Source organism: Arthrobacter sp. Soil763, from assembly GCF_001428365.1.
In the GTDB taxonomy this organism is placed as follows: Bacteria; Actinomycetota; Actinomycetes; order Actinomycetales; family Micrococcaceae; genus Arthrobacter.
Genome location: NZ_LMSH01000003.1, coordinates 216,909 through 237,992 on the forward strand (window position 1 = coordinate 216,909; position 21,084 = coordinate 237,992).

Here is a 21,084-nt window from a genome sequence, read left to right on the forward strand (position 1 = left end):
CATGAAAAAGAACGGTCCCGAAGCCAAGCTGCTCGTCGTCGATGACGAACCCAACATCCGCGAGCTGCTCTCCACCTCGCTGCGCTTCGCCGGGTTCGACGTCGTCTCCGCCGGTACCGGCCGCGACGCCCTCGCCGCCGCCGAACTCCACGCCCCCGACCTCGCCGTCCTTGACGTCATGCTGCCGGACATGGACGGCTTCACCGTCACCCGCCGGCTCCGCGCGGCCGGGAAGCACTTCCCCGTATTGTTTCTGACCGCCAAGGATGACACCGAGGACAAGGTCACCGGGCTCACCGTCGGCGGCGACGACTACGTCACCAAACCGTTCAGCCTCGACGAGGTCGTGGCCCGGATCCGCGCCGTGCTCCGCCGCACCCAGCCGCTCCAGGACGACGACGCCGTCCTCCGCGTCGATGACCTGGAACTCGACGACGACGCCCACGAGGTGCGCCGCGGCGGCACCGTGATCGAGCTGTCGCCGACCGAATTCAAGCTGCTGCGGTACCTGATGCTCAACCCGAACCGGGTGCTGTCCAAGGCGCAGATCCTGGACCACGTCTGGGAGTACGACTTCAACGGGGACGCCTCGATCGTCGAGTCCTACATCTCCTACCTCCGGCGCAAGGTGGACATCGACCCCTCCGCCCCGGCCCTGATCCAGACCAAGCGGGGCGTCGGCTACGTGCTGCGGACGGCCGAGAAACGCTGACCTTGCTGCACCGCTGGAAGACGGCGTCGCTGCGTTCGCAGCTGGTCGCCATCATGATGGCCCTGATGCTCGTGGCACTCACCGCCACGGGAGCGGGCACGCTCGCGCTGCTCCACAGCTACCTGCAGGGCCAGGTCGACGACAAGCTCAAAGCCGCCGTCGGAACAGCGCGGCAGCAGCAGTCCTTCAGCCAGCTGCAGGACCAGAACTCGAACGTCCCCACCGACTACTCGCTGATGCTCTTCAGCCCGGGCCAGCCCACCTACATCTTCGGCGGCTCCAAGGGATCGCGCCCGGCGATCGCCGACATCACCCCCGAACAGGCGCACGAACGGGGCGAGGCCCCGTTCCAGGTCCGCGGCACCGACGGGCGGAACTGGCGAGTGGTGGCGGTCAACGTGCTCGACGGCAACCAGAGGCCCGCCGTCGTCGTCATCGGGCTGCCGCTGTACCCGGTGGATTCGGTCATGGAGCACGCCACGCTCGTGGTGGTCGGGGTGGGACTGCTGACCCTGGTGCTGGCCTTCTTCATCGCCACCTGGACCGTCACCCGGTCCTTCCGGCCGCTCGCGCGGGTGGAAAAAACCGCGGCCGCGATCGCCGCCGGGGACCTCTCCCGGCGTGTGGAGGTGGAAAATCCGGACACCGAAGTCGGCCGGCTCAGCCGGTCGCTGAATGCCATGCTGGCGCACATCGAAGCCGCCTTCGCCGCACGGATGGCGTCCGAGGCCCGGATGCGCCGGTTTGCCGCGGACGCCTCCCATGAACTGCGCACCCCGCTGGTGACCATCCGCGGCTACTCCGAGCTGTACCGGCACGGCGCGCTGTCCACCCCGGAAGACGTCGGGACCGCCATGGGCCGGATCGAGAGCGAGGCCAAGCGGATGGGCGCCATGGTGGAGGACCTGCTGCTGCTGGCGCGGATCGATGAACAGCGCCCGCTGCAGCAGAAGCCCGTGGATCTGCTGCTGATCGCCCACGACGCCGTGGTGGACACCCAGGCCAGCGACCGCAGCAGGGTGATCTCGCTCCGCGGGCTCGACGGCGGCTCCGGCGCCGCCGCTCCGGTGATGGGCGACGAGGCCAAGCTCCGGCAGGTGGTGGGCAACCTGGTCGGCAACGCCCTGAGGTACACCCCGGACGGGTCCCCGATCGAACTCGCCGTCGGCGTGCGGACCGACGACGCCGGAATCCGCCACTCGGTGATCGAGGTCCGCGACCACGGCCCCGGCGTCCCGGAGGACGAGGCCGCCAGGATCTTTGAGCGCTTCTACCGGGCCGACACGTCCCGGACCCGGGAAACAGGCGGCAGCGGCCTGGGCCTGGCGATCGTGGCAGCCATCGTGGGTTCGCATTCCGGCACGGTCCGGGTCCGGCCCACCGAGGGCGGCGGCGCGACCCTCGTGGTCAGCCTGCCCTACCTGGCAGAGCCGAAGGTGTCTGAGGAGACGTCCGGGGAGACAGCCGGCGCCGGCGCGTCAGAGGCGCCCACTGACAAGACCGAGCCGGCAGGGCGCGGATCGGAGCACTTTGACGGAGCGCAGCCTGGGGAGGCGTCAGAGGTAGCATCCGGTCCGGAGCCGGGACGCGACGGCGCGGCCCGCGGCTAGGGTTTTCCACATAGCGGGCTGCACAGCTGGGGCCGGCGGCATGAACCGGCCTACGCTCGCAGTGTCCGGAAGGTCCGGACGACCCCCACAGCAGGCAGTCGGGGACCCCAGCCGGCGACGAAAGCCGGACTCCCCGGCTGCCTGCAGGATCCGCGAAAGGCATTCCCGTGAGCATCATTTCCGTCGACACCGACTTGCTCCAGCTCAAATCCGCCAACGTCCAGGCCACCGTCGACCGCATCAGCGCGGACGTCCAGGCCATGAAGCACGGGCTGGACGAACTGCAGGCCAGCTGGCGCGGCTCGGCCGCCACCAACTTCCAGGCCCTGCTCGCAGAATGGTCCCTGACCCAGGCCAAGGTCGAAGCCTCGCTTGCCTCGATCAACCTGGCGCTCAACTCGGCCGCCGCCAACTACGCCCAGACCGAGCTCAGCAACGCCCAGCGTTTCAGCTAGGCGGGCTACAAGGCTCCTTAGGCCTCCGGGGTGCCCTGATGGAAGCGCAGGCGCCACTGGGCGCCGTCCAGGACCCAGAGCGAGCTGCGCAGCACCGCCCCGGCCCGGGTGTGGGTGCGGTAGGTCAGCAGCACGGAGCTGTCGCCGACGCGGTCGGCGGAGAGGAGCTCCAGTTCCGCGGGGCTTCCGGGGTTTCCCTCCAGGGCCATCAGCATCTCATCGCGGGACCAGAGGCGTCCCGAGCTGCCGATCTCGGTGAAGTCGGGGTGCAGCAGTACCGACGTGCGGCCGAGGTCGGAACGGGTGCCGGGAAGCAGCAGTTCACGCTCCAGGGATTCCACGACCAATTCAGGCAGTTCATCGGCCCCGGCGGGCTGCGGCAGTGCCTCGTCCTCCAGCTCACTGAACAGGTCCGGTTCGGACAGGAGTGACGACCCCCCGAACAGGGTGGGCGCCGCCGTCGGCTGTGGGGCTGCTGAACGCGTCGGCCGGGCCGCTGCCGCCGACATCACGGGCTGGGCGGATTGGCCACCCGCCGCCGGCGCGGCGGGGTCGCCGGCGCGGATAAAGCCGGGGCCTTGTCGGACAGCCACGCCTTGCTGATAGGCGGTGGCGGCGGCCCGGGCACGGTCGTCCGCAGCCTCGTTGAGGTCATGGCCGGCATGGCCGCGGACCCATTCAAAGGTGTATTTGCGCCCCGCGAGCGCCCGGTCGATGTCCTTGAGCAGGTCGACGTTGAGCACCGGCTTGCCATCGGATTTACGCCAGCCCTTGCGCTTCCATCCCGGCATCCACTTCGTCACCGAGTTGATGACGTACTGGCTGTCGCACAGGATGTGCAGATCCTCGTCCGGCAGGTGGGCCGTGGCGCGGAAGAGGTCCAGGACCGCCATGAGCTCGCCCTGGTTGTTGGTCCCGTGCGGCCACCCGCCGGCCCGCCAGCAGTCGTCGTTCACGTACCAGGCCCAACCGGCCGGGCCTGGGTTTCCTAAAGCCGAACCGTCGGCTGCTGCTCTAATCGTCACTGCACTATCCTGCCAGACCCTGCCACCCAAGGCTCCCTCACCTCCGGGGCCTTCCCACCCGACGCTCCCTCAGCTCCGGGGCCTTCCCACCCAACGCTCCCTCACCTCCGGTGCCTTCCCACCCAACGCTCCCTCACCTCCGGGGCCTTCCCACCCGACGCTCCCTCAGCTCCGGGGCCTTCCCACCCGACGCTCCTTCAGCTCCGGGGCCCGCCTGAGGGAGCTTGCGCCTAAACCCTGCCGAACCCGAGGGAGCGTTGGGGACGCGGGTTAAACGCCGGCGGCGGCCCCACCCGCAGGTGGGACCGCCGCCGTCGTTGCACCGGGGCCGGCACCAAGGTGCCGGCCGGGGTTGGAGGCTTGGTAGCCGGGTGGTTAGAAACCGCCCATGCCGCCCATGCCGCCCATGTCGTCGCCGCCGCCCATCGGGGCGCCGGCCTTCTCGGGCTTGTCGGCCACAACGGCCTCGGTGGTGAGGAACAGGCCGGCGATCGAGGCCGCGTTCTGCAGGGCAGAGCGGGTGACCTTGACCGGGTCGTTGATGCCGGCAGCCAGCAGGTCGACGTACTCGCCGGTGGCTGCGTTCAGGCCGTGGCCTGCGGACAGGCCGCGGACCTTGTCGACCACGACGCCCGGCTCGAGGCCGGCGTTGAAGGCGATCTGCTTCAGCGGGGCGTCGATGGCGACGCGGACGATGTTCGCACCGGTGGCTTCGTCGCCTGCGAGCTGCAGGTTGGCGAAAGCCTTGGCGCCGGCCTGGATCAGGGCCACGCCACCGCCGGCGACGATGCCCTCTTCCACGGCAGCCTTGGCGTTGCGGACGGCGTCCTCAATGCGGTGCTTGCGTTCCTTGAGCTCGACCTCGGTTGCGGCACCGGCCTTGATGACTGCAACGCCGCCGGCCAGCTTGGCCAGGCGCTCCTGCAGCTTCTCGCGGTCGTAGTCGGAATCGGAGTTCTCGATCTCGGCCCGGATCTGGGAGACGCGGCCGGCGATCTGGTCGGCGTCGCCTGCACCCTCGACGATGGTGGTCTCATCCTTGGTGACAACGACCTTGCGGGCCTTGCCAAGGAGTTCGAGGCCGGCGGTCTCAAGCTTGAGGCCGACTTCCTCGGAGATGACCTGGCCACCGGTGAGGATGGCGATGTCGGCCAGCTGCGCCTTGCGGCGGTCGCCGAAGCCCGGTGCCTTGACGGCGACGGACTTGAAGGTACCGCGGATCTTGTTGACGATCAGGGTGGCCAGGGCCTCGCCCTCGATGTCCTCGGCGATGATCAGCAGCGGCTTGTTGGACTGCATGACCTTTTCGAGGACCGCAACCAGTTCCTTGACGTTGGAGATCTTGGAGTTGACGATCAGGATGTACGGGTCCTCGAGGACCGTCTCCTGGCGCTCTGCGTCGGTGACGAAGTAGGCGGAGATGTAGCCCTTGTCGAAGCGCATGCCCTCGGTGAGTTCCAGCTCGAGGCCGAAGGTGTTCGACTCCTCGACGGTGATGACGCCTTCCTTGCCGACCTTGTCCAGGGCTTCAGCAATCAGTGCGCCGATTTCGTTGTCACCGGCGGAGATGGACGCGGTCGCGGCGATCTCTTCCTTGGTCTCGATCTCCTTGGCGGAGGCCAGGAGCTCGCGGGTGACCGCGTCAACAGCCTTCTCGATGCCGCGCTTGAGGGACAGCGGGTCAGCGCCGGCGGCAACGTTGCGCAGGCCTTCCTTGACGAGGGCCTGGGCCAGCACGGTGGCCGTGGTGGTGCCGTCACCGGCGACGTCGTCGGTCTTCTTGGCGACTTCCTTGACCAGCTCGGCGCCGATCTTCTCGTACGGGTCGTCCAGTTCGATCTCCTTGGCGATGGAAACACCATCGTTGGTGATCGTGGGGGCGCCCCACTTCTTTTCGAGGACGACGTTGCGTCCACGCGGGCCGAGGGTGACCTTGACGGCGTCGGCGAGGATGTTCAGGCCCCGCTCAAGACCGCGGCGTGCCTCTTCATCAAATGCAATGATCTTGGCCATAACGGCAGTAGTCCTTTCGGGACAGTCGTTAAGAATGAACCGTGGCTTTGGTGCCCGCGACGGACGATTCCTGCCCGGCAGCCTCTGTACGCCGCCGGGCCGGGGATCTCACCCCAGCCAGGTATTTCTTCGCTCCCGGCCCTTCCGCCGCCCCGCCGCCGCCGGCGAAACCGGGCGGCGTCTTAGCAGTCAGTACTCGGGAGTGCTAAGTCAATAATTAGCACTCCCCCGGGGAGAGTGCAAGCAGTGGCCGGCGCGACGGCGGCCCTGCCGGGCACGCTTCGCTAGGAGCGATCAGGAAGCGCTGCTGCGGGCGGTTTCCGCGCCCGTCATCTTGGCCGTGTTGTCCGGGCCGAAGGTGTAGATCATGTACGCGGCAACGGTGACGTCGCCGTTGCTGTCGAAGTTGACCGGGCCGGATTCTCCGTCGTAGTCGGGGCGCCTGTCTCCGCGCAGGACGTCCAGGCACTTCTGGTAGCCCTTGCAGGCCACGGCTTCCCCGGAATCACCGCCGCCGCTCGGGGCCGCTCCGCCGGAGACGGCGAGGAGCTTCGAGGCGATGGAGGCCCCGGCGTCGTCCTCGGCCTCCGCTGCCGCGATTGCGGCCAGGTTCACGGCGTCATAGGTCTCCGCCGCGTAGGCCATGTCCTTGAGCCCGGGGTCGACGGCCACGAGTTCGGCCTGGAAGTGCGCCGACGGGAAGGTCCCGGGGAGGACTCCCCGGGCGCCGTCCAGGGCTTTCGAGCCGAGGCCCGCACCGTACTGGTTGACGGCCCCGTCGCTGAGGATCAGTTTCGCCCCGGCCAGGCCGGCGTTGTTGAGTTCGGCGATGGCGCCCTGGGCCCCGCCGCGGGCCACGAGCACGACGGCGTCCGGAGCGGCTTGCTTGGCGGCCGCGGCAGCCTGCCGCGCCTGGCCGGGCTTGAACTCGGCGTCCACCGAGGTGCCGAGCCCGGCGGCCTTGGCAGCCGCAGACACGGCGACGGAGACGTCCTTGCCGTAGTCCCCTTCCTCGTGCACGACGGCGATCGTCTTCGCGCCGCCGTCCTTGGCCAGCTTGACCAGAACCGAGGCCTGGGCGATGTCCGCTGCGGCGGTGCGGAAGTAGTAGCCGCCGCTCTTGTAGCTGGTGAGCCCCGGAGCGGTGTTGGCCGGGGAAATGACCGCCACCTTGGCCCGTGCCAGCACGTCGATGGCGTCCGCTGCGCGGCTGGAGTCGGTGGGGCCGATCACGACGTCGGCTTTGGCGGCCACGAGGTCCCGCGCCCGGGCGCCGGTGTCGGTGCCGACGGCCTCCGGCAGGAGCTCCACCGGCTTGCCCTTGTGCCCGCCGGCGGCGTTGATTTCCTTGACCGCGAGCTTCGCCGCAGCCAACTGGGATGCGTTGAGGAAGTCCTGGTTTCCGGTGTTGTCCAGGATGAGGCCAATGCGCAGGATGCCGTCCCCGCTGGCATCCACTGTCGCCACCCGGGCGTTGCCGGCCGGTCCCGAGCAGGCGGCAAGGGCCGCCCCGGCCAGGAGCGCGGCAACGGCGGCTGCCGCGGCGCGTGCCGGGCGGCTGCCTGCGGCCCGGCGGCGGACAGCGGCACGCGCCGTTGCGTCGGCTGGCTGGCGGGGCGGTACTGCTGCGAGCGGCACTAGGCGGACCTGACGTTCTCGGCCTGCGGACCCTTGTCCCCTTCGCCGACTTCCAGCTCCACGCGCTGGCCCTCCGCCAGGGAGCGGTAGCCCTCGCCGGCGATGGCTGACCAGTGCACGAAGACGTCGGCACCGGAGCTGTCGACGGTGATGAAGCCGTAGCCCTTCTCGGCGTTAAACCACTTGACGGTCCCCAGTGCCATGTCTTCCACGCTTTCAGCTAGCTTGCTCCCGGACCACCCCACTGTGGCCCGGGGTTGCGGAACGAAGTCCGCAGCCACTCTAACCGGCGCCCGCCGTCCGGGCGCCGGCGTGGGCGCCGATCCGCCGCGAAAGTTATTCACGCGTAACCGAGCACCGCACTGCGGCGTTACTGGAAACCGGGGCCGAGCACGACGACCAGCGGCATCTGGAAGTCCGCCGAATCCACCACGGTGCCGATCCCGAGCAGGGCTGCCAGCGCTTCGGCGTTGGCCTTCTGCGCCGCGCCGCTGTAGTACACGACGGAGGTCTGCTGCGGCGCGCCGCCCCAGTTGGCTACCGGGCCCGCGGCCCAGCCGTCCGCGGTGACGGTGGACCCGACGCGGCCGGCGAGGCCCGGCGTCGTGGTTCCGTTGTAGATCGCCACCGGCTGGGTCTTGTCGACGCCGGCTTCCGGTGAGGCGGTTGGCGTCGTGGCCGTTGGCTTGGGGCTGGCGGTGGGGCTGCTGCTCGCCGTCGGGCCGCTGCTTGCGGTCGCGCCCGAGGTGGGCGCCTGCGAGGCGGTGGCTTTGCTGGCGGCCTGGTCAACGGCGACGGCCGCGGGACCGGAGCCGAAACCCAGTTTGGGCAGCAGGAGGAAGGCGAACAGACCGATCGCGAGGGCCACGGCTCCCACCGCGAGGATGGGGCCCAGGCGGCGCGTGCCGGCCGCCGCGACGGCCCGGTGGACACCCTGGCGCGTGGAGGTCTCCGGGACCCGATCGAATTCGTCCCGAGCGTATTTGGTCATGGTAAAACGACGTCCTTGCTGATTTTCTGGCTGGGGTCCGACGCCGGACTCCGCGCGGATTTCCGCGCTTCCGGCCGGACCTGACGCGTGCTTATGCGTCCGAGCCCAAACGGCGTGCAGTACGGGCACGTTGTCGTGACGTACGTAGTCTACGCAATCTCTTCACGAGCATGGGATCGTGGGCCAGCGCCGCCTCGGTGTCGATCAGCGCGTTCAGGAGCTGGTAGTAGTGCGTGGCGGAAAGGTCGAACAGCTCCCGGATCGCCTGTTCCTTCGCGCCGGCATACTTCCACCACTGGCGCTCCAGGGCCAGCATCTCCCGGTCCCGGCTGCTCAGCGGCGAGGCGGCCGCGTCCGTCTCCGCTGCGGCGTCCTGCGCCGGCAGGTACTCGGATGCTGCTTCAGCCACTGCCGCTCCCCCGTTTGTGCCAATAGGTCCGCATTGTATTTTACGGCTGAATAACAGGCTTGTCATTTGCCGGTCCGCGCCGGCGGCACGCGGGCCTGCGAGAATGGGACGGTGCTGGACCCCTACGACACCGATGCGCTCTTCCCCCTCGCCCCCGGACCCGGCGGCCCCGAAGGGGCGGCGGTGACAGATTTTGCGGCCATGGCCGGGGCGCCGCTGGAGGACCTCGTGGCGCCGGATTGGGCCGAGGTCCTGGCGCCGGTGGAGACACAGCTGCGTTCGGCCCTGCGGTTCTGTGCCGATGAGGCCGCGGCCGGCCACGCGGTGCTGCCGGCGGCCTCCAACGTACTGCGGGCGTTCCGCCAGCCGTTCTCCGACGTCCGGGTCCTCGTGGTCGGGCAGGATCCCTACCCCACCCCGGGGCACGCGATCGGACTGGCCTTCGCCGTGGACGGGAGGACCCGGCCGATTCCGCGCAGCCTCGCCAACATCTACAAGGAGCTGGAAGCGGACCTGGGGCTGCCGGCGCGGGTCCACGGGGACCTGGGCCGCTGGGCGGAGCAGGGCGTGCTGCTGCTCAACCGGGTTCTCAGCGTGCGGGCCGGCGCCGCCGGTTCGCACCGCCGGAAGGGCTGGGAGGATGTGACCGCCGCCGCCATTACGGCCCTGGCGGACCGGCGCGGCGAGGACGGCCGCTCGGTGCCGCTGGTGGCCATTCTCTGGGGCAAGGACGCCGAAGGGGTGCGGCCGCTGCTGGGCCAGACCGCCGTGCTCGCCAGCGCCCACCCCAGTCCGCTCTCCGCCACCCGCGGCTTCTTCGGTTCCCGGCCCTTCAGCCGGGCCAACGGCCTGCTGACAGACCAGGGCGACGGCGCCGTGGACTGGGAACTGCCGCCGCTGCCCTGACCGGAATCTTGGCTAGGCTTGGCAGCATGACTTCCGTTCCCGCCGCCACCTCCGCCAACCGGAACTCCCGGCCGCAGACCACCCTGACGGTCCTGCGCCGCGAGCAGCTCTCGCCGCATATGGTCCGGATCGTGGCGGGCGGGCCCGGCTTCGCGAGCTACGTCAACAATGCCTACGTCGACCGGTACATCAAGATCGCCTTCCCGCAGCCGGGCATCGACTACCCCCAGCCGCTGGACCTGTGGGCCGTGCGGGAGTCCCATCCCCGCGACCAGTGGCCCCACACCCGGACCTACACCGTCCGCTGGGTGAACGACGACGCCGCGGAACTGGCCATCGATTTTGTCATCCACGGCGACGAGGGTCTGGCGGGCCCGTGGGCGGCCTCCGCCCGGCCCGGGGACACCCTCATCTTCACCGGCCCCGGCGGCGGCTACAACCCTGACCCGACGGCCGACTGGCACCTCTTCGCGGGCGACGAATCGGCCCTGCCGGCCATCGGCGCGGTCCTTGAAGCGCTCCCGGCGGACGCCCGCGGACTGGCGTTCCTGGAGGTGGACAGCGAGGCGGACATCCTGCCGCTTGAGGCCCCTGCCGGCGTCGAACTCCGCTGGCTCCTGCGGCGGGGCGCCCCGGCGGGCGGGGCGGGCCTGCTGCCGGAGGCGGTCCGAACGGCGTCGTGGCCCGAGGGCCGGGTCTCCGTCTTCGCCCACGGGGAACGCGGCTATATGAAGGCCCTGCGGGAGGTGTTCTTCGCCGAGCGCGGCCTCGAACGCGGGCAGGTCTCCCTGTCCGGTTACTGGGCGCGCGGCCGGGTGGAGGACGACTTCCAGGCCGAGAAGAAACTCCCGATCGGAAAGATCTAGGCCTAGCGGCGCCGCGCCCGCCGCCGCTCGTTGCTGGCCAGGCTGCGGGTCAGCGGCCGGGCGAGCGTGTCGCCCAGGACGATTCCGGCGGCCACGCCAAGGACGATCGCGCCCGCGCTGAGCATGCCGCCGGCACCCATCAGGATCTCCGATTCCTCGATCGTCAAAACATACATCGACCGGAATATGGTCAGGCCCGGCAGCAGGATCAACGCCGCGGGCACGGCGACCACCAGCTGCGGGGCGCCCATCCGCAGCGCCACGACCCGGGCGAGCAGGCCGATCACGACGGCGGCCACGGCCGGTGCGAACCGGGGCCCGATGCCGATCGCTGTGCCGCCGATCAGCGCCAGATGACCCACCACGCCGACCGCCGCCGTCGGCAGCAGCAGCTTGGGCGCGGTCTGCTCGGTGACGCCAATCGCGACGACGGCGATGGCCACCAGCGGAACGAGCAGCCACAAGGGATACCGGGGCGGGAATGTTTCCGTGACGTCGATCGACTGCATTCCGGTCATCGCGCCGACGACGAAGCCGACGGCGATTCCGGCGACGAGCGCGCCGAAGGTGAGCATGGTGGAGAGGAACCGGCCGGCCGCGGTCACCGGGAAGCCGTTGATCGCGTCCTGCACGGAGGAAACGAGCCGCCCGGTGGGCAGCAGCAGCAGGATGCCGCCCACCACGACGATGGCAGGCGCAATACGAATTCCCACCGGGTCGCCGAACCGCCACAGCAGCAGGGCGACGAGAGTGACCACGAACGAGCAGGCGGCCGTGACGAAGAAGTCGGGGGTGCGCCAGCGGCCCAGCTGCCGGGCGAGCAGGCTGACCAGCAGGTTGGACAGGAATGCGATGCCGGAGGCGGCCAGGCCGCCGCCGAGCACGCCGACGAACACCGCGGAGAACACGCCGAAGGCCACCGTGACCATCCAGCGCGGGAACGGCTTCGCGCTGCGGGTGATGTCTTCGAGCCGGCGCACCGCTTCCTCGCGGCCGACGCCGCCGGCCACGATGTCCGTGACCAGCTGATGGACTTCGGCGAGGCCGGCGTAGTTGTTGGTCCAGGACCGGACCACCCGCAGCAGCGTAATGGGCGTCTGGTCCTTCGGGGCATAGTTGATGGCCACCGACTGGTTGGTGATGTCCACCTCGATGTTCTTCAGGCCCAGCGCAGCGGTGATGGCGATGATGCTGGTTTCCACTTCGAGGGCACCGGCACCGTACCGGAACATCGATTCGGCGAGCTTCAGGGCGAAGTCGATGGTCTTGCGGGCGGAGGCGTCCACGCCGCCGACCTGGATCATCGGGTTGGCGTACGGACTGCCGGCCAGCCGGTCCACGATGCTCAGCGGCGCGGTCGGGGGATTTTCGCCCTGGACGAGCCGGCGGAGCATGCGTTTGGCTGCGGCGTTCTGGCGGACCTGCAGCGGAGACATCGGCTGGGTCCGGGGCAGACCGTCGGTGTGCGGCCCGCGGCGGCCGTCGGGTGGGTTTGTCATTCCGGCCTCCTCACGAATCTGGCTGGCGGGCGTCTAGTAGAACTGCTGGCCCGTGCGCCGCGTGTACAGCTGGCGGGCGACCCGCTCCCCCGCGGCCGTCCAGGCCTTGTACTTCAGCGGGCTGAGCACTTGGTCGTAGCATCCGACGAAGTCCGTCACGGTCTTGCTGAAGCTGGTCTTGAACAGGCCCAGGCCGTGGAACGGGTTGGAGGTGTCCTTCAGCTTGTCGCTGGGCGGCGTGCCGCAGAAGTCGTACTCGGTGCACCCCAGCTCCTTGAGCTGGTTGATGGCCGTCCACTGCACCAGGTGCGAGTCACCGTACTGGCTGCGCTTCTGCAGCGATCCGCCGTCCTTGTAGGTGCCCTTGCGTCCGTAGTTGATGACAAACGCCCCCACCGACGGGACATCGTTTTCGTAGACAAAGAGGAGCCGGCCCTGGCCGCGGTCGAGGAAGTTGGTCCAGAACTGCCGGTAGTACTCGTACTCCCGGACCCGGACCTGCGACTTGGCCTCCACGGTGGTCGTCATCAGCGCGTACATGGCACGGAAGTTCTCTTCCGTGGGTTCGACGTTGTGGACTTCGACGCCCTCGCGGATGGCGCGGCGGACGGCGTTGCGGCCGCGCGAGTGCAGGTTGCGCAGCAGCTGATTCTCCTGCGGGGAGATGTCCAGCAGCGCGGTCGAGTCGTTGGGCTGCAGGTTTGGGGTCTTCACCAGGCCCGCGCCTTCGAGGACCCGGCGTGCGTCGTCGGAGAGCACGATGTCGGGTTCGATCTTGATCGCGAAGACGCCCAGCCGGGAGCGGTTGACGAATTCGGCGTTGGCCGCCGCGATGCCCGGAATGTCGTCGACCGATGCGACGTCTGGGCCCTTGATCAGGTACCAGAGCTTGCCCAGGAGGGGGAAGGACTTTTCCAGGACGAGGTTGTAGCTGGTGTAGTCGGCCGTTTCGTAGACCAGGTGCAGGGGTGTCCAGCCGAAGTGTTGCTTGACCTCGGCGAAGGCTTCGGATTGCAGCAGGTTCCCGCCGTTGGGGTTTGCCGTGACGTGGGCATCCCAGTTGGCAACCTCTTCGGCGGAGGCAAAGCGGGCAGTGAATTCTCGCAAGGGTGCGGTATCCAATCTTCGCGGGACAAGCTTCGGCGGCATGGCTGGCATGCAGCCTCAAGTCTATCGGGCGGCCGGGACGGTTAAGCTGGATGCCATGCACGCGCAGCAGGAACCGCCGGCCCGTTCCCGGGATCTCCGTGGGAAGGGGTCGGCCGCTCCCGGCCGCGGCGCCCAGGCCGCGGCCCTGCTGGTGCTGCTGGCCGCGTCGGCGCTGGTCGCGGCCCTCGGCGGGCTGGCAACCGGCAGCAACGTCGACGGCTGGTACGCCGCCGCGGACAAGGCGCCGTGGACCCCGCCGAACTGGCTCTTCGGCCCGGTCTGGACCGCCCTGTACATCGCAATGGCCGTTGCGGCGTGGCTGGTCTGGCGCCGCCGGGCCGCCGGCACCCGGGCGGCCCTCACGGTGTACGCGGTCCAACTGGTGCTGAACCTGCTGTGGACGCCGGCGTTCTTCGGCTTGTACCCGGCGTGGGGCACCCCCGCGCTGTGGGCCGCGTTCGCTATTATCGTCGCGCTGGCGGTGGCCGTGGCTGTGACGGTGCTGCGGTTTGGTCCGATCAGCCGGGCTGCCGGACTGCTGATGCTGCCCTACCTGACCTGGGTGGTGTTCGCGTCGTCCCTGAACCTGTGGGCGGCGCTGCACAACTAGGGAATCAGCACTCCACGACGTTGACGGCGAGGCCGCCCATGGCGGTTTCCTTGTATTTGGAGGACATGTCTTTGCCGGTTTCGCGCATGGTGATGATGACYTCGTCGAGGGAGACCCGGTGGGAKCCGTCGCCCCAGAGGGCCATTTTGGCGGCGTTGATCGCTTTGGCCGCGGCGATCGCGTTCCGTTCGATGCAGGGGATCTGGACGAGCCCGCCGATCGGGTCGCAGGCTCTCCCCCACCCCCTTCGGGACGGGGCGGGGTGACCGCGCATTGTCAGNCCGTCGCCCCAGAGGGCCATTTTGGCGGCGTTGATCGCTTTGGCCGCGGCGATCGCGTTCCGTTCGATGCAGGGGATCTGGACGAGCCCGCCGATCGGGTCGCAGGTCAGGCCGAGGTTGTGTTCCATCGCGATTTCCGCGGCGTTTTCGACCTGCGCCGGGGTCCCGCCGAGGACTTCGGCGAGCCCKGCGGCGGCCATCGAGGACGCGGAGCCSACCTCGCCCTGGCAGCCGACCTCGGCGCCGGAGATCGAGGCCTGTTCCTTGTAGAGGACCCCGACGGCGGCGGCSGCGAGCAGGAACTTGATCACCGTCTCGTCCCGGTCGGCCTGGGTGGCTTKGTCCATGCCGGGRGCGAAGTKCAGGGCGTAGTAGAGCACGGCGGGGATGATCCCGGCGGCGCCGTTGGTCGGKGCGGTSACGACCCGGCCGCCGGAGGCGTTTTCCTCGTTCACGGCCAGGGCGATGAGGTTGACCCATTCCTGCCAGTACTTCGGGTCCCGGTAGTCCGGGTCTTCCTTGCAGCTTTCCTTCATCAGCCGTTCGTGCCAGTCCGGGGCCCGGCGGCGGACTTTCAGCCCGCCGGGCAGCAGGCCCTCGCGTTTGAGATGATGGTCTCGATNACCCATTCCTGCCAGTACTTCGGGTCCCGGTAGTCCGGGTCTTCCTTGCAGCTTTCCTTCATCAGCCGTTCGTGCCAGTCCGGGGCCCGGCGGCGGACYTTCAGCCCGCCGGGCARCAGGCCCTCGCGTTTGAGCGAGGTCTGCACGCATTCGGCCATCACTGCGTAGATGTGCAGCAGCCCGGTACGGATCTCGTCCTCGGTCCGGGCGGCGCGTTCGTTGACGAGCATGGTGTCGCTGATCGACAGGCCCGTMGCCCGGCAGTGCTCGAGCAGTTCCGCCGCGGTGCGGAACGGCAGGGGCAGCTCCTGGATCGACTCATCGAGTTCCTTCAGTGCTGCGTCTTCCTCGCCCTCGCGGACGATGAAGCCGCCGCCGACGGAGAAGAACGTCGCGGCGAGCAGGACCGTSCCGTCGGCGTCGGAGACGGTGAACGTCATCCCGTTGGTGTGCCGGGGCAGCACGGTCAGCGGGCGCAGCACCATGTCCTTCACCCCGTACGGCAGGGGCACGGTCCCGGCAAGGTTCAGGACCCCGGTCTCCGCGATCGCGGCCAGCCGCTCTTCGACCTCCGCGGGCAGGATCGTCTCCGGGTGGAAGCCCTNGAGACGGTGAACGTCATCCCGTTGGTGTGCCGGGGCAGCACGGTCAGCGGGCGCAGCACCATGTCCTTCACCCCGTACGGCAGGGGCACGGTCCCGGCAAGGTTCAGGACCCCGGTCTCCGCGATCGCGGCCAGCCGCTCTTCGACCTCCGCGGGCAGGATCGTCTCCGGGTGGAAGCCCTCCAGGCCCAACAGGATCGCCGTCATCGTCCCGTGCCCGTGCCCGGTCGCAGCCAGCGACCCGTAGAGATCAACCCGCAACCCCGCCACGCGGTCCAGGTCCCCCGATGCCTTCAGCTCCTCGGCGAAGACCGCGGCGGCCCGCATGGGCCCCACGGTGTGCGAACTTGAGGGCCCGATCCCAATAGAGAAAAGATCAAARACGCCAACAGCCATTGTCGGTTCCTCACTTAGTCATGCTTCAARGGCCTGTCGTTGAGCCCGTCGCCCCCAATTCCAACGACGGGCTCAACGACAGGGACGGGCTACAGCTCCGGGTAGAGSGGGTGGGCGGCRGCGAGGGCCTGGACCCGGGTGCGGAGCCCGGTCAGGTCCGCGYCGGCGTCGGCGGTCAACGCTTCGGCGATGATGTCCGCGACCTCGGTGAAGGCCGCCTCGCCGAACCCTCGGGTGGCCAGGGCCGGGGTGCCGATCCGCAGCCCGGAGGTCACCATCGGCGGGCGCGGATCGAACGGGACGGCGTTGCGGTTGACGGTGATGTCGATCGCGGCGAGCCGGTCCTCGGCTTCCTGGCCGTTGAGTTCGCANCCCCGGGCCCGCGCAGCCCTCGTAGGAACGAAACACGGAACAGAGCGGCTGCGATTGCGCCAGTGGTCAGCTCATTGACCCGCGGCGACCTGCAGCGGGTGGCCAGCCTTTCGATCAACACCGGCGAACTGCTGATGATCGGCGCGATCATCGTCTGGGGCGGCTACCCGGAGGTGACCATCGGCGGGCGCGGATCGAACGGGACGGCGTTGCGGTTGACGGTGATGTCGATCGCGGSGAGCCGGTCCTCGGCTTCCTGGCCGTTGAGTTCGCAGTCGCGCAGGTCCACSAGGACCAGGTGCACGTCGGTGCCGCCGGAGACCACRCTGATCCCCTTGGYCGTCACATCAGGCTGGACCAGGCGYTCGGCGAGGATCCGGGCGCCGGCCAGGACACGTTCCTGGCGTTCCTTGAACTCCGGTGACGCGGCGACCTTGAAGGCCACGGCCTTGCCGGCGATGACGTGCTCGAGCGGGCCGCCCTGCTGGCCCGGGAANTCGGCGAGGATCCGGGCGCCGGCCAGGACACGTTCCTGGCGTTCCTTGAACTCCGGTGACGCGGCGACCTTGAAGGCCACGGCCTTGCCGGCGATGACGTGCTCGAGCGGGCCGCCCTGCTGGCCCGGGAATACGGCGGAGTTGATATTCTTGGCGATGTCCGCGTCGTTGGAAAGGATGATCCCGCCGCGCGGACCGGCGAGGGTCTTGTGCGTCGTCGACGTCGTTACGTGCGCGTGCGGCACCGGGGACGGGTGCAGCCCGGCGGCCACGAGCCCGGCGAAGTGGGCCATGTCCACCATCAGGTACGCMCCGACCGAGTCGGCGATCCGGCGGAACTCCGCGAAGTCCAGYTGCCGGGCGTACGCGGACCAGCCGGCCACGATCAGCTGCGGTTTGTGTTCGTGGGCGAGGCGTTCGACCTCGGCCATGTCGATSCGGTGGTCATCCTCGCGGACCTGGTACGGGATGACGTTGTAGAGCCGGCCGGAGAAGTTGATCTTCATCCCGTGGGTCAGGTGACCGCCGTGGGCCAGGTTCAGTCCCATGATGGTGTCGCCCGGGCGGATCAGGGCGTGCATGACCGAGGCGTTCGCCTGCGCGCCGGAGTGCGGCTGGACGTTCGCGTATTCCGCACCGAAGAGGGCCTTGACCCGGTCGATCGCGAGCTGTTCGACGACGTCGACGTGCTCGCAGCCGCCATAGTAGCGCTTGCCCGGGTAGCCCTCGGCGTACTTGTTCGTCAGCACCGAGCCCTGCGCCTGCATCACCGCGCGGGCGGTGTGGTTCTCCGAGGCGATCATCTCAAGGCCGTCGCGCTGGCGGCCCAACTCGGCGTCGATCTGCGCGGCGATCTCCGGGTCCAGGGCGGACAGGTCAGCGTCCAGCGACGGGGACACGACCTGCTCGAACACTGCGGTGTTGGTGCCTGCGATCTGCGCGGCGATCTCCGGGTCCAGGGCGGACAGGTCAGCGTCCAGCGACGGGGACACGACCTGCTCGAACACTGCGGTGTTGGTGCCTGCGGCCAGCGCCGTTGCCCCGCTCACAGTTCGCCGCCGTTGGCTGCGGCGTACTCTTCAGCGGACAGCAGCGGGCCTTCTTCGGTCACGGCTACCTTGAAGAGCCAGCCGGCGCCGTAGGGGTCGCTGTTGATCAGCGCCGGATCGGACACGACGGCGTCGTTGATCTCGGTGACCTCGCCCGTGACCGGGGAGTACAGGTCAGAGACGGACTTCGTCGACTCGACTTCACCGCAGGTCTCGCCCGCGGTCACCGCGGAGCCGACCTCGGGCAGGTCAACGTAAACGATGTCACCCAGCGCGTCCGCAGCCACGGCGGAGATGCCGATCCCGGCCGGGCCCGACCCGTCGGCAGCAATCCATTCGTGCTCCGCGGAGTACTTCAGTTCAGCAACAACCTTGCTCATGTGTTTTTTCCTTTGATGTTTTCGGGACAGCGGTCCGTGGTGGGCGGCTTCAGCGCCCGTGAAACTAGTTTTCGCGCTTGTAGAACGGCAGGGCGACGACTTCGAACGGTTCGGGCTTGCCGCGGAGGTCGATGTCCAGGGCGGTGCCTGATTCGGTGAATTCGACGTCGACGTAGGCCATCGCGACGGGGTAGCCGAGCGTCGGGGAGGGCTGGCCGGAGGTGACTTCGCCGACGACGTTGCCGTCCTTGAGGACCGGGTAGTGGCCGCGGCCGGCCCGGCGCCCGAGGCCCTTGAGCCCGACGAGCCCGCGTCCGGTGCTGGTGCCGGCGCCGCTGGCCTTCAGGGCTTCCAGGGCCGCCCGGCCCACGAAGTCGGATTCCTTGGCGAGGGATACCACCGGGCCCAGGCCTGCGGCGTAGGGGTTGCCTTCGCGGGAGAGCTCGTTGCCGTAGAGCGGCATGCCGGCCTCGAGGCGCAGCGAGTCGCGGGAAGCGAGCCCGGCGGGAACGATTCCGTGGTCCGCGCCTGCCTCCAGCAGGGCCTCCCACAGCGGCGGAGCGTCGTCGTTCGGTACGTAGATTTCGAAGCCGTCCTCGCCGGTGTAGCCGGTGCGGGCGAGGAGGAGGTCCTTGGCGGCACCGCCGACCGTGAAGGGGACCTCGACGGCGGCGTAGTACTTCAGGCCGGTGACCAGTTCGTGCTGGGCGGCGGGAACGAGGCGGAGCAGGATGGCCTCCGCCTTCGGGCCCTGGACCGCGACCAGCGAGATCTCGGCGGACACGTCATCGACGGTGACGTCAAAGCCTGCGGCGCGTTCGGCCAGTTCCGCGGCGACGACCTTGGCGTTGCCCGCGTTGGGGACCACGAGGAACTTGTCGGTGCCGTCGGCGGCCGCCGGGCGCCGGTAAGTGATGAGGTCGTCGATGATGCCGCCGTCCTCGTTGCAGATCAGCGAGTACTTGGCCTTACCGACCGCCATCGCGGAGATTTTTCCGACGAGGGCGTAGTCAAGGAACGCTGCGGCGTCTGGGCCGGTGACCCAGACCTCGCCCATGTGGGACAGGTCGAACAGGCCTGCCGACTTGCGGACGGCGTGGTGTTCGGCCAGTTCGGAGCTGTACTTGAGCGGCATCTGCCAGCCGCCGAAATCGGTGAAGGAGGCGCCGGCCTTCTTATGCTCTTCGTAGAGCGCGGTGTAGTTCTCAGTCATCGTTGGCTGTCCTTAGTTGGCAGAGTCTGCGGAGTCGTCGGAGTGATCTTCGAAGGCCTCGAGCGGCGGGCAAGAGCAGATCAGGTTCCGGTCGCCGGCGGCGCCGTCGATCCGGCCGACCGGCGGGAAGTACTTGTCCTGCTTGAGCGTGTGGACGGGGAAGACTGCCTGTTCGCGNATCAGGTTCCGGTCGCCGGCGGCGCCGTCGATCCGGCCGACCGGCGGGAAGTACTTGTCCTGCTTGAGCGTGTGGACGGGGAAGACTGCCTGTTCGCGCGGGTAAGCACGGTCCCAGTCGGCGCTGATCACGGCCGCCGCGGTGTGCGGAGCGTTGCGCAGCGGGGAGTCCGCCAGGCTGAAGTCGCCGGCCGCGACCTGTTCGATTTCGGCGTGAATGGTGATCATTGCGTCGATGAACCGGTCGATCTCGGCCAGGTCCTCGGACTCGGTGGGCTCGACCATCAGGGTCCCGGCCACCGGGAACGCCAGCGTCGGGGCGTGGAAGCCGTAGTCGATCAGGCGCTTGGCGACGTCCTCGGCCGTGACACCGGTCTTGGCCGTGAGCTCGCGCAGGTCCAGGATGCACTCGTGCGCCACGAGCCCGCCCTCACCGGTGTACAGCACCGGGAAGAACTCATTGAGCCTCGAGGCAACGTAGTTCGCAGCGAGCAGCGCGGACTTGGTGGCCTCGGTCAGGCCCTGCCCACCCATCAGCTTCACGTAGGCCCAGGAAATCGGCAGCACACCGGCCGAACCGTAGCGGGACGCGGAAATCGGGGTGCCCTCGGCGCCGTTCGCCGGGTCNCTGCTGTGGCTGGCCATCCGTTTCCAGGCAGCCCCTTCGGCGATCCCGAACCGTAGCGGGACGCGGAAATCGGGGTGCCCTCGGCGCCGTTCGCCGGGTCGGCCGCGTTGCCGGGCATGAACGGGGCCAGGTGCGCCTTGGCCGCAACCGGGCCCACGCCCGGTCCACCGCCGCCGTGCGGGATGCAGAAGGTCTTGTGCAGGTTCAGGTGCGAGACGTCGCCACCGAACTTACCCGGCTGCGCCAGGCCTACGAGCGCGTTCAGGTTCGCGCCGTCAACATACACCTGGCCGCCGGCGGCGTGGACAGCGTCGCAGACCTCACGGACGTCGGCGTCGTACACCCCGTGCGTGGACGGGTAGGTGATCATGATCGCCGAGAGGGCGTCCTTGTGCTGCTCGATCTTGGCCTGCAGCTGTTCGATGGCCTGTTCCGCCCCGACGGGGGTCACCGCGGCGCCGGGCGTCGTAACGACGTGCGCGAGCCGGTCCTCGTTGGGGTCGTCGTCGTCCTNGCGTCGCAGACCTCACGGACGTCGGCGTCGTACACCCCGTGCGTGGACGGGTAGGTGATCATGATCGCCGAGAGGGCGTCCTTGTGCTGCTCGATCTTGGCCTGCAGGTCGGCGTGGTCGATCGTGCCGTCGGCGGCGGTGGCCACGACGACGACCTTCATGCCGGCCAGCACCGCGGAGGCGGCGTTGGTGCCGTGCGCGGAGGCCGGGATCAGGCAGATGTTGCGCTGCTCATCGCCGCGGGAGCGGTGGTAGCCGCGGATCGCGAGCAGGCCCGCGAGCTCACCCTGGGAGCCGGCGTTCGGCTGGATGGACACCTGGTCATAGCCGGTGATCTCGGTCAGGTCAGCTTCCAGGCCCTCGATCAGTTCGCGCCAGCCGGCGGTCTGCGATTCCGGGGCGAAGGGGTGGATGGAGGCGAACTCGGGCCAGGAGATGGCTTCCATCTCGGCCGTGGCGTTCAGCTT

General features: G+C 69.0%; 17 protein-coding genes and 9 pseudogenes. 6 read left to right on the top strand and 20 right to left on the bottom strand.

The features are described 5' to 3' along the window. The first annotated feature begins 1 nt into the window (after nt 1). The 3 genes from ASG71_RS10735 to ASG71_RS10745 all read left to right on the top strand — a co-directional run bounded on the left by ASG71_RS10735 (nt 2) and on the right by ASG71_RS10745 (nt 2,777). Nucleotides 2–712 carry a response regulator transcription factor gene (locus tag ASG71_RS10735; RefSeq protein WP_056739936.1) on the top strand — a complete coding sequence of 237 codons (711 nt, stop codon included), beginning with the start codon at nt 2–4 and terminating at the stop codon, nt 710–712. Nucleotides 713–714: 2 nt separating this feature from the next. After that, the gene (locus ASG71_RS10740; protein ID WP_082575051.1) at nt 715–2,322 is read left to right on the top strand and encodes a sensor histidine kinase; all 1,608 of its coding nucleotides are present in this window, start codon (nt 715–717) and stop codon (nt 2,320–2,322) included. 167 nt (nt 2,323–2,489) lie between these two features. Beyond that, nucleotides 2,490–2,777, top strand: a complete 288-nt coding sequence (locus ASG71_RS10745; protein WP_056739052.1) for a WXG100 family type VII secretion target — start codon at nt 2,490–2,492, stop codon at nt 2,775–2,777. Between the two features lie 17 nt (nt 2,778–2,794). On the opposite strand, the gene ASG71_RS10750 is transcribed toward ASG71_RS10745, so the two are convergent. From ASG71_RS10750 to ASG71_RS10775, 6 genes are all read right to left on the bottom strand, one after another. After that, nucleotides 2,795–3,802 carry a ribonuclease HI family protein gene (locus ASG71_RS10750; protein ID WP_056739054.1) on the bottom strand — a complete coding sequence of 336 codons (1,008 nt, stop codon included), beginning with the start codon at nt 3,800–3,802 and terminating at the stop codon, nt 2,795–2,797. A gap of 375 nt (nt 3,803–4,177) precedes the next feature. After that, on the bottom strand, nt 4,178–5,815 hold the full coding sequence (gene groL, locus ASG71_RS10755) for a chaperonin GroEL (RefSeq protein WP_056739055.1): 1,638 nt from the start codon (nt 5,813–5,815) through the stop codon (nt 4,178–4,180). Between the two features lie 294 nt (nt 5,816–6,109). After that, a complete protein-coding gene (locus ASG71_RS10760) occupies nt 6,110–7,333 on the bottom strand; it encodes an ABC transporter substrate-binding protein (protein ID WP_056739938.1) in 1,224 nt (407 codons plus the stop codon). Nucleotides 7,334–7,452: 119 nt separating this feature from the next. After that, complete coding sequence (locus tag ASG71_RS10765; protein ID WP_056739940.1) at nt 7,453–7,656, bottom strand: cold-shock protein; 204 nt, start codon at nt 7,654–7,656, stop codon at nt 7,453–7,455. Between the two features lie 167 nt (nt 7,657–7,823). After that, nucleotides 7,824–8,444: a LytR C-terminal domain-containing protein gene (locus tag ASG71_RS10770; RefSeq protein ID WP_056739057.1), complete on the bottom strand. Its 621-nt coding sequence runs from the start codon at nt 8,442–8,444 to the stop codon at nt 7,824–7,826. Between the two features lie 91 nt (nt 8,445–8,535). Further along, nucleotides 8,536–8,853: a DUF3263 domain-containing protein gene (locus ASG71_RS10775; protein ID WP_056739059.1), complete on the bottom strand. Its 318-nt coding sequence runs from the start codon at nt 8,851–8,853 to the stop codon at nt 8,536–8,538. A gap of 111 nt (nt 8,854–8,964) precedes the next feature. Between ASG71_RS10775 and ASG71_RS10780 the strand changes: the two genes are divergently transcribed. Together ASG71_RS10780 and ASG71_RS10785 are read left to right on the top strand one after the other, a co-directional pair. Then, nucleotides 8,965–9,759: a uracil-DNA glycosylase gene (locus tag ASG71_RS10780; protein ID WP_414826668.1), complete on the top strand. Its 795-nt coding sequence runs from the start codon at nt 8,965–8,967 to the stop codon at nt 9,757–9,759. 26 nt (nt 9,760–9,785) lie between these two features. Next, a complete protein-coding gene (locus ASG71_RS10785) occupies nt 9,786–10,625 on the top strand; it encodes a siderophore-interacting protein (RefSeq protein ID WP_056739061.1) in 840 nt (279 codons plus the stop codon). A gap of 2 nt (nt 10,626–10,627) precedes the next feature. Here the strand turns inward: ASG71_RS10785 and ASG71_RS10790 are convergent, their stop codons facing one another. Together ASG71_RS10790 and ASG71_RS10795 are read right to left on the bottom strand one after the other, a co-directional pair. Continuing rightward, the gene (locus ASG71_RS10790) at nt 10,628–12,124 is read right to left on the bottom strand and encodes a threonine/serine ThrE exporter family protein (protein WP_056739063.1); all 1,497 of its coding nucleotides are present in this window, start codon (nt 12,122–12,124) and stop codon (nt 10,628–10,630) included. Nucleotides 12,125–12,157: 33 nt separating this feature from the next. Next, on the bottom strand, nt 12,158–13,231 hold the full coding sequence (locus ASG71_RS10795) for a lipid II:glycine glycyltransferase FemX (RefSeq protein ID WP_056739065.1): 1,074 nt from the start codon (nt 13,229–13,231) through the stop codon (nt 12,158–12,160). A 97-nt stretch (nt 13,232–13,328) separates the two neighbouring features. On the opposite strand from ASG71_RS10795, the gene ASG71_RS10800 reads away from it, so the two are divergent. After that, nucleotides 13,329–13,883 carry a TspO/MBR family protein gene (locus tag ASG71_RS10800; protein WP_056739067.1) on the top strand — a complete coding sequence of 185 codons (555 nt, stop codon included), beginning with the start codon at nt 13,329–13,331 and terminating at the stop codon, nt 13,881–13,883. A gap of 4 nt (nt 13,884–13,887) precedes the next feature. Here the strand turns inward: ASG71_RS10800 and ASG71_RS16420 are convergent. The 12 genes and pseudogenes from ASG71_RS16420 to ASG71_RS16990 all read right to left on the bottom strand — a co-directional run. Continuing rightward, on the bottom strand, nt 13,888–14,163 hold a 276-nt coding region (locus ASG71_RS16420; protein WP_235564051.1), incomplete at its 5' end, for an L-serine ammonia-lyase, iron-sulfur-dependent, subunit alpha. A gap of 1 nt (nt 14,164) precedes the next feature. Continuing rightward, nucleotides 14,165–14,786: pseudogene (locus ASG71_RS10805) on the bottom strand (L-serine ammonia-lyase, iron-sulfur-dependent, subunit alpha); the annotation flags it as partial. Nucleotide 14,787: 1 nt separating this feature from the next. Then, nucleotides 14,788–15,391: pseudogene (locus ASG71_RS16960) on the bottom strand (serine dehydratase beta chain); the annotation flags it as partial. A 1-nt stretch (nt 15,392) separates the two neighbouring features. Next, nucleotides 15,393–15,787 (bottom strand): annotated as a pseudogene (locus tag ASG71_RS16965) (serine dehydratase beta chain); the annotation flags it as partial. Between the two features lie 89 nt (nt 15,788–15,876). Beyond that, nucleotides 15,877–16,158 (bottom strand): annotated as a pseudogene (locus tag ASG71_RS10820) (serine hydroxymethyltransferase); the annotation flags it as partial. Between the two features lie 167 nt (nt 16,159–16,325). Beyond that, nucleotides 16,326–16,655: pseudogene (locus ASG71_RS16970) on the bottom strand (serine hydroxymethyltransferase); the annotation flags it as partial. A gap of 1 nt (nt 16,656) precedes the next feature. Continuing rightward, a pseudogene (gene glyA, locus ASG71_RS16975) lies at nt 16,657–17,570 on the bottom strand (serine hydroxymethyltransferase); the annotation flags it as partial. A gap of 131 nt (nt 17,571–17,701) precedes the next feature. Then, nucleotides 17,702–18,085, bottom strand: a complete 384-nt coding sequence (gene gcvH / locus ASG71_RS10830; RefSeq protein WP_056739073.1) for a glycine cleavage system protein GcvH — start codon at nt 18,083–18,085, stop codon at nt 17,702–17,704. A 64-nt stretch (nt 18,086–18,149) separates the two neighbouring features. Next, complete coding sequence (gene gcvT, locus ASG71_RS10835; RefSeq protein WP_056739075.1) at nt 18,150–19,298, bottom strand: glycine cleavage system aminomethyltransferase GcvT; 1,149 nt, start codon at nt 19,296–19,298, stop codon at nt 18,150–18,152. 178 nt (nt 19,299–19,476) lie between these two features. Then, nucleotides 19,477–20,102: pseudogene (locus tag ASG71_RS16980) on the bottom strand (glycine dehydrogenase (aminomethyl-transferring)); the annotation flags it as partial. A 1-nt stretch (nt 20,103) separates the two neighbouring features. Next, nucleotides 20,104–20,616 (bottom strand): annotated as a pseudogene (locus tag ASG71_RS16985) (hypothetical protein); the annotation flags it as partial. Nucleotide 20,617: 1 nt separating this feature from the next. Next, nucleotides 20,618–21,084, bottom strand: a pseudogene (locus ASG71_RS16990) (glycine dehydrogenase (aminomethyl-transferring)); the annotation flags it as partial.

Bases quoted from the DNA above. Each gene is read 5' to 3' on its own strand.
- ASG71_RS10735 (WP_056739936.1), top strand. From the start codon at position 2: ATGAAAAAGAACGGTCCCGAAGCCAAGCTGCTCGTCGTCGATGACGAA.
- groL (WP_056739055.1), bottom strand. From the start codon at position 5,815: ATGGCCAAGATCATTGCATTTGATGAAGAGGCACGCCGCGGTCTTGAG.
- ASG71_RS10765 (WP_056739940.1), bottom strand. From the start codon at position 7,656: ATGGCACTGGGGACCGTCAAGTGGTTTAACGCCGAGAAGGGCTACGGC.
- ASG71_RS10770 (WP_056739057.1), bottom strand. From the start codon at position 8,444: ATGACCAAATACGCTCGGGACGAATTCGATCGGGTCCCGGAGACCTCC.
- ASG71_RS10785 (WP_056739061.1), top strand. From the start codon at position 9,786: ATGACTTCCGTTCCCGCCGCCACCTCCGCCAACCGGAACTCCCGGCCG.
- ASG71_RS10790 (WP_056739063.1), bottom strand. From the start codon at position 12,124: ATGACAAACCCACCCGACGGCCGCCGCGGGCCGCACACCGACGGTCTG.
- ASG71_RS10800 (WP_056739067.1), top strand. From the start codon at position 13,329: ATGCACGCGCAGCAGGAACCGCCGGCCCGTTCCCGGGATCTCCGTGGG.
- gcvH (WP_056739073.1), bottom strand. From the start codon at position 18,085: ATGAGCAAGGTTGTTGCTGAACTGAAGTACTCCGCGGAGCACGAATGG.
- gcvT (WP_056739075.1), bottom strand. From the start codon at position 19,298: ATGACTGAGAACTACACCGCGCTCTACGAAGAGCATAAGAAGGCCGGC.